16 protein-coding genes and 3 tRNA genes are annotated in these 15,906 nt (G+C 54.9%); 13 read left to right on the top strand and 6 right to left on the bottom strand.

The window, feature by feature from the left end:
- Positions 1-202 precede the first annotated feature (202 nt).
- Positions 203-1,396 carry a class I SAM-dependent methyltransferase gene (locus MUN80_RS01175; protein ID WP_244718527.1) on the bottom strand — a complete coding sequence of 398 codons (1,194 nt, stop codon included), beginning with the start codon at positions 1,394-1,396 and terminating at the stop codon, positions 203-205.
- 33 nt (positions 1,397-1,429) lie between these two features.
- Positions 1,430-2,035 carry a hypothetical protein gene (locus tag MUN80_RS01170; protein WP_244718525.1) on the bottom strand — a complete coding sequence of 202 codons (606 nt, stop codon included), beginning with the start codon at positions 2,033-2,035 and terminating at the stop codon, positions 1,430-1,432.
- Between the two features lie 185 nt (positions 2,036-2,220).
- Between MUN80_RS01170 and MUN80_RS01165 the strand changes: the two genes are divergently transcribed.
- Positions 2,221-2,967, top strand: a complete 747-nt coding sequence (locus MUN80_RS01165; RefSeq protein WP_244718523.1) for a DUF4397 domain-containing protein — start codon at positions 2,221-2,223, stop codon at positions 2,965-2,967.
- 125 nt (positions 2,968-3,092) lie between these two features.
- The gene (ahcY, locus tag MUN80_RS01160) at positions 3,093-4,412 is read left to right on the top strand and encodes an adenosylhomocysteinase (protein WP_244718521.1); all 1,320 of its coding nucleotides are present in this window, start codon (positions 3,093-3,095) and stop codon (positions 4,410-4,412) included.
- Between the two features lie 73 nt (positions 4,413-4,485).
- On the opposite strand, the gene MUN80_RS01155 is transcribed toward ahcY, so the two are convergent.
- Positions 4,486-4,992, bottom strand: coding sequence for a hypothetical protein (locus MUN80_RS01155; protein ID WP_244718519.1), 507 nt, complete (start codon positions 4,990-4,992; stop codon positions 4,486-4,488).
- A gap of 118 nt (positions 4,993-5,110) precedes the next feature.
- Here MUN80_RS01155 and MUN80_RS01150 point away from each other — a divergent pair, with 118 nt between their 5' ends.
- From MUN80_RS01150 to nadD, 7 genes are all read left to right on the top strand, one after another.
- Positions 5,111-5,884, top strand: a complete 774-nt coding sequence (locus MUN80_RS01150; RefSeq protein ID WP_244718517.1) for a glycosyltransferase family 2 protein — start codon at positions 5,111-5,113, stop codon at positions 5,882-5,884.
- Positions 5,881-6,921 carry a glycosyltransferase family 9 protein gene (locus MUN80_RS01145; protein ID WP_244718515.1) on the top strand — a complete coding sequence of 347 codons (1,041 nt, stop codon included), beginning with the start codon at positions 5,881-5,883 and terminating at the stop codon, positions 6,919-6,921. The genes MUN80_RS01150 and MUN80_RS01145 overlap by 4 nt, the downstream gene beginning before the upstream one ends.
- Before the next feature lie 24 nt (positions 6,922-6,945).
- Positions 6,946-8,229, top strand: coding sequence for an O-antigen ligase family protein (locus tag MUN80_RS01140; RefSeq protein WP_244718512.1), 1,284 nt, complete (start codon positions 6,946-6,948; stop codon positions 8,227-8,229).
- A 78-nt stretch (positions 8,230-8,307) separates the two neighbouring features.
- A complete protein-coding gene (locus MUN80_RS01135) occupies positions 8,308-8,946 on the top strand; it encodes a sigma-70 family RNA polymerase sigma factor (protein WP_226181936.1) in 639 nt (212 codons plus the stop codon).
- 21 nt (positions 8,947-8,967) lie between these two features.
- Positions 8,968-9,258 carry a hypothetical protein gene (locus MUN80_RS01130; RefSeq protein WP_244718509.1) on the top strand — a complete coding sequence of 97 codons (291 nt, stop codon included), beginning with the start codon at positions 8,968-8,970 and terminating at the stop codon, positions 9,256-9,258.
- A gap of 9 nt (positions 9,259-9,267) precedes the next feature.
- A complete protein-coding gene (gene gmk / locus MUN80_RS01125) occupies positions 9,268-9,852 on the top strand; it encodes a guanylate kinase (protein WP_244718506.1) in 585 nt (194 codons plus the stop codon).
- A complete protein-coding gene (nadD, locus tag MUN80_RS01120) occupies positions 9,849-10,433 on the top strand; it encodes a nicotinate (nicotinamide) nucleotide adenylyltransferase (RefSeq protein WP_244718479.1) in 585 nt (194 codons plus the stop codon). Before gmk ends, nadD begins: the two co-directional genes overlap by 4 nt.
- Before the next feature lie 68 nt (positions 10,434-10,501).
- Here nadD and frr read toward each other — a convergent pair whose 3' ends face one another.
- The 3 genes from frr to MUN80_RS01105 all read right to left on the bottom strand — a co-directional run bounded on the left by frr (position 10,502) and on the right by MUN80_RS01105 (position 12,561).
- Entirely contained in the window at positions 10,502-11,065 is a 564-nt protein-coding gene (gene frr / locus MUN80_RS01115) for a ribosome recycling factor (RefSeq protein WP_244718477.1), read from the bottom strand.
- Positions 11,066-11,163: 98 nt separating this feature from the next.
- Positions 11,164-11,949 carry a UMP kinase gene (gene pyrH, locus MUN80_RS01110; protein ID WP_244718475.1) on the bottom strand — a complete coding sequence of 262 codons (786 nt, stop codon included), beginning with the start codon at positions 11,947-11,949 and terminating at the stop codon, positions 11,164-11,166.
- Between the two features lie 108 nt (positions 11,950-12,057).
- Complete coding sequence (locus MUN80_RS01105) at positions 12,058-12,561, bottom strand: acyl-CoA carboxylase biotin carboxyl carrier protein subunit (protein ID WP_244718472.1); 504 nt, start codon at positions 12,559-12,561, stop codon at positions 12,058-12,060.
- Between the two features lie 347 nt (positions 12,562-12,908).
- Here MUN80_RS01105 and MUN80_RS01100 point away from each other — a divergent pair, with 347 nt between their 5' ends.
- The 4 genes from MUN80_RS01100 to MUN80_RS01085 all read left to right on the top strand — a co-directional run bounded on the left by MUN80_RS01100 (position 12,909) and on the right by MUN80_RS01085 (position 15,828).
- Complete coding sequence (locus MUN80_RS01100) at positions 12,909-15,251, top strand: M1 family aminopeptidase (RefSeq protein WP_244718469.1); 2,343 nt, start codon at positions 12,909-12,911, stop codon at positions 15,249-15,251.
- 251 nt (positions 15,252-15,502) lie between these two features.
- Positions 15,503-15,582: transfer RNA gene (locus MUN80_RS01095), tRNA-Tyr, on the top strand.
- 71 nt (positions 15,583-15,653) lie between these two features.
- Positions 15,654-15,726, top strand: a tRNA-Gly gene (locus tag MUN80_RS01090).
- A 30-nt stretch (positions 15,727-15,756) separates the two neighbouring features.
- Positions 15,757-15,828 (top strand) — tRNA-Thr (locus MUN80_RS01085).
- The last annotated feature ends 78 nt before the right edge of the window (positions 15,829-15,906 follow it).

Genomic DNA, 15,906 nt, shown 5'->3' with positions numbered 1-15,906 from the left:
GCTAATGTGGAGGATATGAGAACTGAAGCTCTATGTCCTTGCGAAGCCAAAGGCTGAAGCAATCCGTCCTCTGCGGAGCGTCCTGAAGTGAAAAGCCCTTTACTCCAGATGGAGTAAAGGGCTTTTTGGTAAAAGAGCGTTTGTAGCTAGTCGAAGACGGATTGCTTCGTGCCTTGCAAGGACACGAGTGTGCATTAGCCCACTAAACCGTCAGCTTCTCACACACCAGCACGACCAGCTTACCCTGCAGGTCCGTGGTGGCAAACATGTATAAGTTGCCGCCTTCCCGAATGCCGGTGCGCTGGCGGAAATCAGCTACGGTGTCGGGGAAGTTGCGGGTCGTGACGTGGGCCCGGGCTTCGGGTCCTAGATGGGCCCGCAACACGTCCCGGTCGTAGCGCTCGGTCGCCACGATGCGGAAAATCCGGCCGGGGAAGTCGGAGCGCAGCGTGTCGGAAGTGTAGAGGTGGCTGTGCTGGCCCAGTTTGAGTAGCTCGAAGGCAGTGCCCACGCTTTTGAAGCCGCCGGCCTTGAGTACCGCTACGTTGGGCTCGTACAGATACCCTTGGGCTTCGGCATAGCGGGCAATAGCGCGGGTTTCGCGGGCCTTGTTGAGCCGGAACTCCTGCTGCTGACCATTGCGCAGCAGATTTACCGTGTAGCGCTCCGGATCCACGGCTGGCTCGGGGCCCAGCTCGTACAGGACTTCCTTGCACTCGTTATCCACGGCCACAACCCACAGGCGGCGCACTTGCTTGAGCTCCAGCAAGGCCTGCTCGATGTCCAGCATTGGTGAGGTCTTGAGCAGCACCCGGTTGCCTTTGTGCAGCAGCAAGGGCAAAATCCGTAGGACGTCGGGCTCACAGTCCTGCAGGCGGTAAATCTTCTTGTCGGCCGGATTGCGCCGGGCCGGATCCAGATAAATCCAGTCGAACGTGTCGGGCGTGCTTTTCAGAAAGCTCAGCGCGTCGTTGGCGTGGCAGGTAATGTTGGTAATGCCCAGTTGAGCCAGATTATACTCCACCACAGCTACCAGATTCGGGTCCCGCTCCACATAGTGCACCTCCGGAATCTGGGCGGCAAAGTGGGAGGCATCAACCCCAAAGCCGCCGGTGAGGTCCACCAGCCGCTGGCCGCTGACCAGACTGGCTTTGAAGGCCGCCGAACGGGCCGAGGATGCCTGCTCTACCGACAGAGCCGGCGGAAAAATCAAATCCGGGTTATCGGCCCAGGCCGGCAGCTTGGTACGGGCTTTCTGGCGGGCCTGGATTTGGCGCACCAGTTCCGGTACGGGCAGGCCTGGGTAGCGACGGGCCTGGAGGGCCAGCGTGGCAGGATCATCATGCAAATGGTCGGCAACGTACTGCCGGGCCGCTGCAGGAAGCGGATAGTTCATGAAGGGCAATTACGGGAAAACAGCGCGAACGGCTTACCGCACGTTCCAGCGCAAAGCTAGCAGCGGATGGCCGCTAGGTGCTGCTGCTAAACCAACAGCCGACGGGGCCAGCCGGTTCAGTATGCCCGTATGGGCCGTCGAAAGCCCCGCGTTGTGCGCATCTACCGCCCGCTGAAAATGCTCGTTGGTGTGGCGGGTAATAATAATATTGGACAGCAGGCTTACCGCTGCCACCCCAATAGCTACCTTCTGGGGGTTCTTAAAATACTGCTGGTCACCATCGCCAGACAGTACTTGCTGACTATACAAAGCCACCGCGCCCACAAAGGTGAGCCGCTCTCCCAGATACATCCACTTGTTCAGCCGGTAGCTGTTCAGGCTGGCCAGCGCTTCCTCGTTGCCCTTCAGATAGGGGCGCAGGCGCTGTCCAAAAAAGCCGGCATTTTGGTAGTCCTCTTCTCGCGTGCCTTGGCCGGCCACGAAAAAGAAGTTTCGCTGCGGACCGTTCAGACCCCGGGCCTGATCTTCCGGGCTGAGCCGGATAACGGGAGGGGCAGTAGCAGGCGCCTGCTGGGCAAATCCGGTCAGCGAAGACAAAGAGAGGCCTAGCACAATAGTGGTGCGACGAAGAAGCGACATGGAGGGTTGCAAAGGTAGAATAGGCGTGAATGCAAATATAGCGCTCTGTACAATAGACTACTAGGCCGTTGGTCGAGGAAAAAATCCTATTCGTCTAGAAAAGTTTATTGCCCCCATCCAACAAAAGGCATTGGTCTTACGTTCTGTCGGCAGTTGAATTTGCACCTACCTTCCTTTCTCTGCTTATGAAAACCTCATTAAACATCCTGCAGCGCCGTTTTATTTGGGCGGTTATCCCTGCTGCATTGGCTTTTACTGGCTGCGGCGATGACGAAGATTCTGCAACTCCCGCTCCCGAGCAAGGCCGCGTCGTAGTGGTAAATGGTGCTGCCGGCATCAACGTACCCGTGAAGGTACTGGCCGGCGACGCCGAAAAAGCCTCGCTAGCGTACGGTCAAAACAGCTCTTACACCAACCTCAATACCGGGGACCAGATTTTCAAGGTAAACGTGGCTTCCTCGGGGCAGAACGTAGTGACGCAGCCTTCGTACAAAATTGAGAATAATAAGAGCTATTCTTACTTCTTGTATACGCCCAGCGCTACCGTCAACGGTGCCGGGCTAATAGCTCCCGACGACCTGACGGCCCCAGCGGCCAACAAAGCCAAGATTCGTCTGGTAAACCTGGCCTTGGCCACCACTGGTCCGTTGCGCCTGAGCCAGCAGCTGGCCGTGGGCTACTCGGATATTATCCCGGATGTAGCCTTCCCCGGTGTTTCCAACTTTATTGAAATCAACCCTGGACCACTGAACCTGGCTGTATCGGCCGGTAACCCCAGCTTGCCCGTGTACCAGGTAGGTGACGGCAGCGGCACTGGCACGGGTACCAAAACTTACGAAGCTGGTAAAATCTACACGGTCGTAGTACGCGGCGACGCCAACAACCTCGACCCCGAGCGCAAGCCCCGCGCCGTGCTCATGCAAAATAACTAGGTTAGGGTTATACCCGACCTCGAAACGGAAAGCTCGGACCTCTCAGGTCCGGGCTTTTTTGCGGTTTATAACCCCGCGAACAAAAACCGTATCTTTGTGGTTGAATCGCAAATATCTTCTGCATCATGGTTGAAACCACGACGAAAACGTACGTTCCGTACAAAGTAAAGGACATGTCGCTGGCCGAATGGGGCCGCAAAGAAATCCGGTTGGCTGAGGCTGAAATGCCGGGTTTGATGTCCTTGCGGGAAGAGTTCGGTGCATCCCAGCCCCTGAAAGGTGCGCGCATCGCCGGCTGCCTGCACATGACTATCCAAACGGCGGTTCTGATTGAAACGCTTATCGCCCTGGGTGCCGACGTCACCTGGTCGTCCTGCAATATCTTCTCGACCCAAGACCACGCCGCCGCTGCTATTGCCGCCGCTGGTATTCCGGTATACGCCTGGAAAGGCATGAACGAGGAAGAGTTTAACTGGTGCATCGAGCAGACGCTGTACTTCGGCGAAGAGCGCGAGCCCCTGAACATGATTCTGGACGACGGCGGTGACCTGACCAACATGGTCCTGGACCGCTTCCCCGAACTGGCCGCTGGCATCAAAGGCATTTCCGAAGAAACCACGACCGGCGTGCTGCGCCTGCTGGACCGCGTTAAAAACGGTACGCTGCCCATGCCCGCCTTCAACATCAACGACTCAGTTACCAAGTCGAAGTTTGATAACAAGTACGGCTGCAAAGAGTCGGCCGTGGACGCTATCCGCCGCGCTACCGACGTAATGATGGCCGGCAAAATTGCCGTGGTGGCCGGTTACGGCGACGTCGGGAAAGGTACTGCCGCTTCGCTGCGTGGTGCCGGTGCCCGCGTTATTGTAACCGAAATTGACCCCATCTGCGCCCTGCAGGCCGCCATGGACGGTTACGCAGTGAAGCGTATGGAGAATGCTATTAAGGAAGCGGACATCGTAGTGACAGCTACCGGCAACTGCGACATCATCACCGAGCAGCACTTCCGCGCCCTGAAGGACAAAGCTATTGTCTGCAACATCGGCCACTTCGACGATGAGATTGACATGGCTTGGTTGAACTCGAACTACGGCCACACCAAGGACACGGTGAAGCCCCAGGTTGACCTCTACAACATCGACGGCAAGGAAGTAATTATCCTGGCTGAAGGCCGCCTCGTAAACCTGGGCTGCGCTACGGGTCACCCTTCGTTCGTGATGTCGAACTCGTTTACCAACCAGACGCTGGCGCAGCTGGAGCTGTGGCAGAACTCGGCCGCTTACGAGAACAAGGTGTACACCCTGCCCAAGCACCTCGACGAGAAAGTAGCCCGTCTGCACTTGGCCAAAATTGGGGTGGAGCTGGATGAGCTGAAGCCCAAGCAGGCCAGCTACATCGGCGTAGAAGTACAAGGCCCGTTCAAGTCGGACCTGTACCGCTACTAGGCCTTCTGCGTACAACGCACTAACCAAAACCTCAACTGGCAATTGCTAGTTGGGGTTTTCTTTTGCCCGCTTCTTACTGACTGAGCTTAGACATAGTTCCGGTTAGCACGAGAGGCGGACTGATATAAATGGTATTGCCGAGTAGTCGCCAATCATGCACCATGGTTAGCTGGTAGCGTAGCTGATTGCCATGCTGCGTCAGACTTCCTGCTGATGGCTGCCACCGGTGGCCAAGCGTAAGACCAGCAATGGCTGCATACAATCCCCGGGGCCGAATTACGGAATCCTGCTTATAGTATTCCGCGACAAGAGAAAGTGTGTTGCTTTCCAGACTTATTTCTTTCACAGCACTACCGTTGCCTACAGGTGCATCAGGTGATGCGCCAGAAAGGAGATTTGGCGCCGACGAGGCTTGTGAGTTGAGAGACATACTGCTGTAGATAGCAGCTAGACCAAAAAAGAAAAGAAGGGCAGTTCCCAGACTAAAGTGCTGTCTTATCAGATTGGTAGCTTGAAGAAATAAGTAGAGCAGAACCAAATAAGCTGTTAGATTCAGAAAGGACCACAGAATATAGATCATAGAACAACGGTTAAGATTCTTAAGAATGCAAAGTAACAAATAGCATTCATCAGATGATAAGATGAGTTTAAATGTGAGGTTAGCTAGGGGAGTTTGGAACACGTATTTTTGCTACCCCATGTTGATTTCTCTTTCCGTCGTCATCATCACCTTCAACGAAGAAGCGAATATCGGCCGCTGCCTGGAAGCGCTGCAGGATGTGGCCGACGACGTGGTGGTAGTCGACTCCTTTTCTACTGACCGCACGCTGGAAATCTGTCGGCAGCATGGGGCCCGGGTTATTCAGCATGCTTTCGAGGGCTACGTCGAGCAGAAAAACTACGCCACTGCCCAGGCCCGCCACGACTATGTGTTGCAGCTCGATGCCGATGAGGTCCTCACCGACGAGCTACGGGCTTCCATTCAGGTCGTAAAGGCCAACTGGCAGCACGCGGGCTACACCCTAGCCCGCCTCACCAACTATTGCGGAAGCTGGGTGCGGCACGGTGGCTGGTACCCCGACCGGAAGCTGCGCCTCTACGACCGGCGCCTGGGGCAGTGGGTAGGCCTGCTGCTGCACGAGCGGTTTGAGGTAGCCGCCGGGCAGACGGTAGGCCTGCTGGCCGGCGACGCGCTGCACTATTCCTACCATTCCGTGGAGCAGCATGTAAGTCAGCTCAACCGGTTCACCAGCATTTCGGCCGCCGAGCTGGCCCTACGTGGTAAAACCCGGGTTACGCTGTTTCATCTGCTGCTCAAACCCGTCTGGAAGTTTGTGCACGGCTACTTTTTCCGGCTAGGTTTTCTCGACGGATTTGCCGGGCTGTGCATCGCCACGATTTCCGCCTGGGGAGTCTTTCTCAAATTTGCCAAGCTGCGTACCAAACCGGCTTCCGCCACTCAGCCCGTATGAGAACCTTCCTCATCAGCCGCACCGATGCCATTGGCGACGTAGTCCTGACGCTGCCCGTGTGTGGTTTGCTCAAGCAACACATGCCTGGCTGCCAGGTAGTGCTTATTGGTCGCACCTACACCCAGGCTGTGGCCGAAGCCTGCCCCTGGGTCGATGCTTTTCTGAACTATGACGAATTGCTCAAGCATAGCGAAGCTGAGCAAGTAGCCGCCCTGCGCTCCTATAAAGCCGAGGCCATTGTACACGTATATCCCAACAAGGTGCTGGCCCGGCTGGCGCAAAAAGCGGGAATTCCCGTGCGCATTGGTACTCGCAACCGCTGGATTCACTGGCTTACCTGCAACCGCCTGGTAGCGCTGAGCCGCCGCAACTCGGTACTACACGAAGCGCAACTGAACGTGAAGCTGTTGCAGCCGCTGGGCTTGGCGCAGGAAGGTGCGCTAGACGAGCTGGTGCCTTTGGTCCGGCTGCAGGCTACCGAGCCGTTGCCCACCGCCGTGCACCAGCTGCTGGCTGCTCGGCGTGCCGGACAACTTAACGTCATTTTGCATCCTCGCTCCCGCGGTAGCGCCCGGGAATGGGGCCTCGACCATTTTGGCACGCTGGCCAAGCTGCTGCATGAGGCCGGTCACCGGGTATTCGTTACCGGGACAGTAGCGGAAGGGGAAGAGTTGGCCACTTGGCTTGAGGAACACGCTGCTTATCTAGCCGGCAACCTGACCGGGCAATTGTCCCTGGCGCAGTTGCTCAGCTGTATTGCCGCTGCCGATGGGTTGGTAGCTGCCAGTACGGGTCCACTGCATTTGGCTGCTGCCCTGGGCCGGCACGCCTTAGGCCTGTACCCACCCATGCGGCCCACCCACCCCGGAAGATGGGCCCCGCTCGGAGCACATGCCGAGTACCTGGTCTTCGACCGGCCCGACTGCTCTGACTGCCGCCAGCAGCCTGCGGCGTGTACCTGCATCAAAGCCCTTGCGCCCTTGCAGGTGGCCCACCTAGTCCTGAGCTGGGCCCCGCTGCCCTCTGGTTTATCCTAACGTTATTGCGCCTTTCTTCTGTATATGACATTTTCCTCCCCGGGAAATACGGTGCGTAGCGCTTACTACGATGGTCGACTTTCCCAATATTTGCTGCTGGTAGCTTGCTTGGCTGGGGTAGTGGGCTTGTTTGTCGCCCGGGCCCTGGTATCCCTGAGTCCCGTGGCCGCCGTGGTAGCAGCGCTTCTGAATCCTGCTATTCGGCAGGAAGTGCCACGGTGGCTACGCAATGGAGCCGCTATTCGGCTGGCCTTGCTGTATGTACTGCTCCTGTCTAGTGGTTTCTACACCTCGGCCTGGGACGTGTGGCGGCACGAGGTGTTTCGCCAGTTGCCGCTGCTGGGCGTCCCGCTGGCTTTTTCCTTGGCCGTTCCTCTCAGTCCCCGTCAGCGCTACGCCGTGGGCAGTTTCTTCACCATCGGTATTTCACTCATTGGCCTTGCTACGCTGTGGAAATACCTGCTCAACCCCACAGAAGCCAACTACCTTATCGAAACAGGCCAGAACATAGCTTCCGTTACCCGTATTTTCCATATCCACTTCAGCATCATGCTGGTATTGGCCGTGTACTTTGGCTTTTTGCTCCAACGCGAAGCGCAGGCTCCAGCCATTCTGCGCTGGGTACTCCGCGGGGCAGTACTGGCCTGCGCAGTTGTCTTGCACGTGTTGGCATACCGCACCGGCCTGTTGGCCTTCTATGCCATGCTGCTCGTCGATGTCGTGCTAGTGGTCATCAACCGCCAGGTACTGGCTGGACTGGCACTGCTGGTTTGCCTGCTGGCAGTGCCTTATCTGGCTTATACTAACCTGCCTTCGATTCAGCGGCGGGTAGGCGGTTCTCTCCACGATGTAAACCAGTTTCTGGAAGGCCACGATATCAACAGCTCCTCCCTGTCACAGCGCTTGGCTGCCTGGCAAACTGCGCAGGCCGTGGCGGCGCGTAGCCCCTGGCTGGGGGTAGGCCCAGCCGATGCTTTCGATGCCATGATGCAGGAGTACTCCTGGCGGGATTATGGACTACGCGCCGAACATCGGGCCATGATTCATAATCAGTACTTACACTACTTGGTGGCCAGCGGGCTAGTCGGACTATTTCTTTGGTTGCTGGTTCTTCTTACACCTCTGCTGCAACCCGCAATGCGGCAGAACCCGTACGTAGTGCATTTCCTCGTGATACTAGGGGCGGCCATGCTGGTCGATTCCCTGTTGGAAGTCCAGATTGGCTTCAACCTTTTCGTATTTCTTTACGGCTTTCTCGTAGTAAGCACGGAAAGGGAGGTTCGAATGGTCCAACAAAACCCTTCTTGAGCGGATTAGTATAATCTGTACATTTGTTTACACGGCTGCTATTTTTTAATCTAGCGTAGCCGCAATCTTTTAGCGCCCATGAGCGATTCTCCCGAACGGGTTCCGAAGTTGAGCAAAGAGGAAAAAGACCGCCGTTTTCAGGCGGAATTGATGCCTGTGCTCGATTCGCTGTACAACTTTGCCTTCCGCCTCACCCTCGACGAGGACGATGCCAACGACCTCGTCCAGGAGACTTATTTGAAGGCCTACCGCTTCTTTGAGTACTTCGAGCAGGGAACCAACGCCAAAGCGTGGCTGTTTCGCATCCTGAAAAATTCGTTCATCAACGACTTCCGGAAAAAGAGTAAGCAGCCCGCTAAAGTTGACTACAGCGAAATAGAGGGCTACTACAATACCGAAGACGTGGAGGCCGAAGGCGACGCGGGTAGCACGTCGTCAGATATGCGGCAGCAGGCCGTGCGCGACCTTATCGGTGATGAAGTCGCCAGCGCTCTGAATTCTCTGCCCGTTGACTTTCGCACCGTCATTATCCTCTGCGACCTGGAAGGGTTTACTTATGAGGAAATGGCGAAAGTTTTGGATATTCCGATCGGGACTGTCCGCTCCCGCCTGCATCGGGCGCGCAATTTTTTGAAGGAGAAATTAGAAAAATACGCAAAATCAATGGGCTACGGTAACGATATCGACGGCTCTGATGTTGAGGACGAAAACGAATAAACTTTAATACCGGGCTCGGTTATGGAAAACACTGCTACTACATCAACCAATCAGCAAGCTGCTTCTCAAGTGGAAGGGGCCGATTGTGAACGCGTGAATACAATTCTCGACCAAATCATCGTAGGCCACGAGCCTAGCGTGGAAGATGAGGAATACTTTGTCAACCATGCCGAAGATTGCTCCCCTTGCTTTGATAGCATCGGCAAGCAGCAGATTTTCATCGACTTCCTGTCCCAGCACGTAGGGCGGAAAGGCGTGCCAACTTCGCTTTCGCAAACAATTTTAGCGCGCGTTCAAGCAGAAATGGCCTAATTTTACCCCATGCAGGGTAAAATCATCGCTTTTTCGGCTCCGTCCGGTGCCGGTAAGACTACTATCGTCCACCGGCTTATGGAACAAATTCCGGAGCTGAGCTTTTCCATTTCGGCCTGTACGCGCGATAAGCGCGGCCGCACCGAAGCCAATGGCAAAGACTATTACTTCATTTCTGTCCAGGAATTCCAGGAGAAGATTCGTCACGACGAGTTTGTAGAGTGGGAAGAAGTGTACGAGGGTGCCTTCTATGGTACTCTTAAATCCGAGATTGAGCGTATCTGGGAGAGCGGCAAGCACGCTATTCTAGACGTAGACGTGAAAGGCGGCTTAAGCATCAAGGAGTTTTACAAAGACCGTGCCTTGGCCATTTTTGTAAAGCCCCCGTCCCTGGAAGTACTGGAGCAGCGTCTGCGCACCCGTGCCACCGACTCGGCTTCTAGTATTTCAGCCCGCCTTTACAAAGCCAATTTCGAGCTCACCTTCGAAGACCGTTTTGATGTCACGGTGGTTAATGATGACCTAGACCATGCCACTGAGCAGGCTGCCAAGCTGGTGCACGACTTTATTACTGCCGAACCCGCTATTGTGTGAAGCCAACACCTAAAATAGGGTTGCTCTTCGGCTCCTTTAATCCTATCCATACCGGTCACCTGATTCTGGCCCACTTCATGGCCACGCATACCGATCTGGATGCAGTGTGGCTGGTTGTGTCGCCCCAGAGTCCGTTCAAGGTAGGACAGGAGATGCTGGGAGAACAGGAGCGGTTTGATATGGTAAGCTTAGCCATTCAGCACAACGACCGGCTTCGGGCCTTGGACATCGAATTCGATATGCCTAAGCCCAGCTACACGATTGATACGCTGGACGAGCTGCACCGCCGCTATCCCGACCACAGTTTCGTACTGCTTATGGGCGAAGACAACCTGCCGGGCTTGCCCCGGTGGAAGCAGTCAGACCGGATTTTGGCGGAATACGCCGTGTACGTTTATCCCCGGCCCGGCGTAGATGCCACCGACGTAAATGCCCATCCCGGCGTCCAGGTAGTGGAGGCTCCGCTTCTGGACATATCAGCCACCTTTATTCGCGACTGTGTGCACACTGGTAAGTCAATTCGGTACTTGGTACCTGAAGCAGTAGAAACTCAAATCCTGGCAAAAGGCTTCTGGCGTTAGAAAAGTCATACAACCAAAAAGCCCCGGCAGGTAACTGTCGGGGCTTTTTTATTCAAGGAATGGGCTAATCAGATGGTCATGATTTCCGCTTCCTTCTTACTCAGCAGATCATCTACTTTGCTGATATAGGAGTCGGTGGCTTTCTGCACTTTGGCTTCAGCGTCCTTGATAGAGTCTTCGGCGGCTCCGTCTTTCAGCAGCTTGCGCAAGGCGTCATTCACATCCTTACGGATACCGCGGATACGTACTTTGCCTGATTCAGCTTCGGTCTTGGCCTGCTTCACTAGGTCGCGGCGACGCTCTTCGGTCATGGGCGGAATGTTCAGGCGCACGCCCTCGGCATCCGACTGGGGGTTCAGGCCCAGGTCACTGTTTTTGATGGCTTTGGCTACCTCGGCAATAATATTCTTCTCCCAGGGCTTGATGAAGATGGTACGGGCATCGGGAGTAGAGATATTCGCTACTTGGCTAACCGGCGTAGGAGTGCCATAGTAGTCCACCCGCAGGCCGTCCAGCATGGCGGGCGACGCTTTACCGGCCCGGATGCGGCTCATCTCGAGGCTGGTGTGCTGCAGCGACTTGCCCATCGACTCTTCGGCTTCGCTGAGGTAAAACTGAATTTCTTCGTCCACTTTTGAAAGGTTAAGTGTTGAATGTTGAAGGTTAAATAACAGGAATGCTGGCAACTGAACGAAGACTTGCTCCTTCAACCTCCAGCATTCAAAATATCTTAGGCCTGCTTGGTAGGAGTAGGTAGGGAAGGCTGCAGGGTGCTGTGCTTGCCATCGGGCTTTGGCGCGTTCGAGCCGTTCATCGAAACCCGGGTGCCTACCGTTTCGCCTTCAATCAGGCGTTGCAGGTTGCCGGGCTTGTTCATGTCGAATACGATGATGGGCAGGTTGTTTTCCTTGCAGAGGGTGAAGGCCGTCATGTCCATCACGTTGAGGTTTTTTTCCATTACCTCATCAAAGGTGATTTCCGGGTAGCGCGTGGCCGTAGGGTCTTTCTCTGGGTCAGCTGTATAAATGCCGTCTACGCGGGTGCCTTTCAGCACCACATCGGCCTCAATTTCGATGGCCCGCAATGACGCGGCCGAGTCGGTAGTGAAATAGGGGGACCCAATGCCGGCACCGAAGATGACTACCCGGCCTTTTTCGAGGTGACGCAGGGCGCGGCGGCGGATGTAGGGCTCACACACACGCTGAATGGTAACTCCGGAGAGCAGGCGCGTATTGACGTCGAGTTTTTCCAGGGCGCTTTGCAGAGCCATCGAGTTGATGACCGTCGCCAGCATGCCCATATAGTCGCCCTGTACCCGGTCGAGGCCAAAGGCTTCGGCTTGCACGCCCCGGAAGATGTTGCCCCCGCCAATGACGACGGCTACCTGCGTACCGGTTGCCGCGGCCGTCTTGATTTCCTCGGCGTATTGCATCAGGCGGACCGCATCAATGCCATATTGCTGCTGACCCATCAGGGCCTCACCGCTCAGTTTTAGCAGAATTCGGTTGTACTTCAAAGGGTGGAGGGTTAAGCGTGAATATGTTACTCGTTTGCAAAGCAGCCCACCAGGGCAGAGGCCAGACCTCCCACCGGTATACTGGCAAACGAGGAACAGGTTAAAAACTTAGCTGAATTGAATGAGCACCTGGCCTTTCGTCACGTTGTCGCGCAGCCCGACTTTGATGCTGCCTACCGTTCCGTCGCCGGGAGCTTTGAGGATGTTTTCCATTTTCATGGCTTCGAGCACCAATAGCGGGTCGCCTTTCTGTACCTGCTGACCGGCCTCAACCCGGATGGCGACAATCAGGCCAGGCATGGGCGCCTTGAGCTCGTTTACCTTGCTGGCCGCTGCATTGCTCATTCCAAGCTTATCGAGCAGCAAATCGAACCGGTCTTTGGCCTGCAGCTCGATGAGCTGACCGTTGAGCTTGAGCACGAAAGTTTTGGCCGTATAGTCAGTGCTGATAACCTCAGCCGAATACGAGCGACCCTCGTGCAGCAGATGGTAGCGGCCATTTCCCAGTGAAACCAAGTCCCAACTAAACGGCTCACCGTTAACGAGTGTGGAGCCGTTGGGACGATAATCAACATCCCAGGTCTGATTGGAACCGGTGCTTACCTGTAGCATAGAGAGGGGGCAGATGGGCGGAAAAGGGCTTAAAGATAGGCCAAATCTGAAATATTTTCGGAACTTTAGCCCACTTACCCCTATTGCCTCACTGCATGAAATATTCGGTCCTCGGCATTCTTGGCCTGGTCCTTACGTGCCATCTGACAGCTCCGGCGCAGACTGCTAAATCGGTAAAGCCTTCTTCGGAAAAGAGTGCCGTACGTAAGAAAGCTGCGCCTGCTGCCGAACTACCAGCTACGGAATCCGCTACGAGTACTGTCATCGTACCCTCATGGCTGCCCCCTACCAATCCGGTGCAGCCGGCCGCTACAATCGTAACCGACTTGCTGGATACCAAGCTTGACGTGCGTTTCGATTGGGCTAAACAGTGGTTGCTCGGTACGGCCTCCCTCACGCTACGTCCGCACTTCTACCCCCAGAGCCAAGTGGTGCTCGACGCCAAAGGCTTCGACATCAAAAGCGTACGGCTGCTGGCTGGGGGAAAAGAGAAAAATCTGAACTATACCTACGATAAGCGTAAGCTTACAATTACGCTCGACCGGCAGTACGCCCGCACTGAGCCCTATCAGATTCGCATCAGCTATACCGCTAAACCCAATGAGCTGGAGCAGGGGGGAAGCGCGGCCATTACCGGCAATAAAGGTCTGTATTTTATCAACCCGCTCGGTACGGAGAAAAATAAGCCCAAGCAGATCTGGACCCAGGGCGAGACGGAAGCCAACTCCTGCTGGTTTCCGACGATTGATAAGCCCAATCAGCGCATGACCCAGGAAATTGCCATGACCGTGGACGCGCAATACAAGACGCTGTCGAACGGCCTGCTGATTTCCTCCAAGAAAAATGCTGACGGCACCCGCACCGACGTATGGAAGCAGAGCCTGCCAGCGGCGCCCTACCTAACCATGATGGCCGTCGGCGACTTTGCCGTTGTCAATGACTCCTGGCGCGGTAAAGCCGTGGATTATTACGTTGAACCTGCGTTTCAGAGCACGGCCAAAACCATTTTTGGCAATACGCCGGCCATGCTGGACTTCTTCTCCAAGAAGTTGGGCGTGGATTTTCCCTGGGAAAAGTATGCTCAAGTGTCTATCCGTGACTTTGTGTCGGGGGCCATGGAGAATACCTCCGCTACAACCATTCGCCAGGAATGGACCCAGCTGACGTCCCGGGAACTGCTGGACAAAACCTACATTACTGAAGGTACCATTGCCCACGAGTTGTTTCACCAGTGGTTTGGCGACTACGTAACGGCCGAAAGCTGGAGCAACCTGCCTTTGAACGAAGCCTTTGCTGATTATTCTGAGCTGCTTTGGGCCGAAAACAAGTACGGTGCCGATGCTGCCGAGCTGGTGCAGCAGGAAAAACTGAACCAATACCTAAGTGAAGCCGAAAGCAAACGGGAGCCTCTGATCCGCTACCGCTATGCCGAACGGGAAGACATGTTCGATCGACATTCCTATGACAAGGGGGGGCGGGTGCTGCACATGCTGCGCAAATACGTGGGCGACGAGGCCTTTTATGCTTCGCTCAACCGGTATCTGACCAGCAATAAGTTTTCGGCTTCCGAGATAGCTAAGCTGCGTATTGCCTTCGAAGAAACCACCGGAGAAGACCTAATGTGGTTTTTCGACCAATGGTTTATGCAGCGTGGCCATCCGGAGTTGCGCGTCACCCATACGTACAATAACGGTCAGGTGACCATGCGGGTCCAGCAAATCCAGGACTCGACCTTTACGCCCATTTACCGCCTGCCCGTCACGGTTACCACCTGGATTAATAAGCAGGCTACCGATACGCGCATCGTTGTTACCAAAGCGGACCAGACGTTTCAATGGGCCGCTCCCCAGCGCCCTAATCTGGTCAAGTTTGACTCGGAAGGGCAACTGCTTGCCAAAATTCAGGAGGAGCGTAATCAGGATGAACTGATGTTCCAGTACTATAATGCCCGCAACTACTTGCAGAAATACGAGGCCATTGATGGCCTACGCAGTAAAGTAGGAGACTTGGCGGTAAGTGGTCTGTTGCGCAATGCTCTGAATGATAATTTTTGGGCCGTGCGTAACGCCGCCCTAGAAGCCTTGCGCAAGTACAAAGGACCTGAAGGCAATGCGGTGCGTAAAGACATTAAGCGCGTAGCTGCCGGCGATGTAAAAAGCCAAGTTCGGGCTACGGCTTTGGCTACGCTCTCGACCTTTCCCAACGAAGACTTCGGCGACGTCTATAGCGTAGCGCTCAACGATAGTTCTTACTTGGTGGCTAGCGCCGCTATAAATGCCCTTACCAAAGCACCTACTGTCGGAACCCGGGAGCGGATCAATTCCATGCAGGAAACTAGCAGTACTATGGTGCTCAGCGCTCTGGCCAACTACTATTCGCTTAACGGCAATCTGGACCATTACCCCTGGTTCCTGCGTCGCCTCAACGATGTGCCCGAAGATGACCTATACAACTACCTGCAGAACTTCGGCACCCTGATGACCCGGATTCCCCCAATTGAGCGCGAGAAGGGTATTCAAAAGCTCGAAATGCTGGCTCGTACCCATCGCAACTATGCCGTGAAGCTGGGCGCATACCGCGCTTTGAACACGCTTGTAGCTAGTACGCCCAGTTTAAAACCTGTGCTGCAGGATATCAAAGCCAAGGAGAAAGACAGCCAGTTGAAGGCATTCTACAGCTTGCTCCAATAAATTTTAAGAAAAATTCACACTGATTTTCGGGGCAGTAATGGCACTCGTTAGTGCTCCGAAATCAGTGGCTTAGCTTCTAAAACAACGAAAAATCAGGACTGCTATCAGAAAAATATTGCAACGATTTTTTTCGATAGACTTGATTTGCATCAGAAAGTGCCTAATTTTGCAACTCCTTTAGCAACCACCCCACTTCAAGGGCTGGTTTTAAAGGAGAAACATTCAGCGCAAATGGTGCTGAAAAACTAACTGGGGGTATCGCATAGCGGCAATTGCGGGTGACTGTAACTCACCTCCTTCGGGTTCATAGGTTCGAGTCCTGTTACCCCCACAGTAAGTAAAGTTTGGAATAGAGATTTGGTAAGCTGAACTTGCCGAATCTCTATTTTGAAGCTCACAAACGCGGGAGTAGCTCAGTTGGTAGAGCGGCAGCCTTCCAAGCTGCAGGTCGCGGGTTCGAACCTCGTCTCCCGCTCACAAGCAAATCCCGAGTATAACAGAATAAGCCGTTTTAGCTCAGTGGTAGAGCACTTCCTTGGTAAGGAAGAGGTCATGGGTTCAAATCCCATAAATGGCTCACATTACATTACAAATACCGACGGAGCAGCGCGACTGCACTGTTTGGATCTGTCAAACAGGTAAAGCGACGTGCAGG

Source organism: Hymenobacter cellulosivorans (assembly GCF_022919135.1).
Lineage (GTDB): Bacteria > Bacteroidota > Bacteroidia > Cytophagales > Hymenobacteraceae > Hymenobacter > Hymenobacter cellulosivorans.
This window is presented reverse-complemented; position numbering and strand designations above follow the sequence as displayed.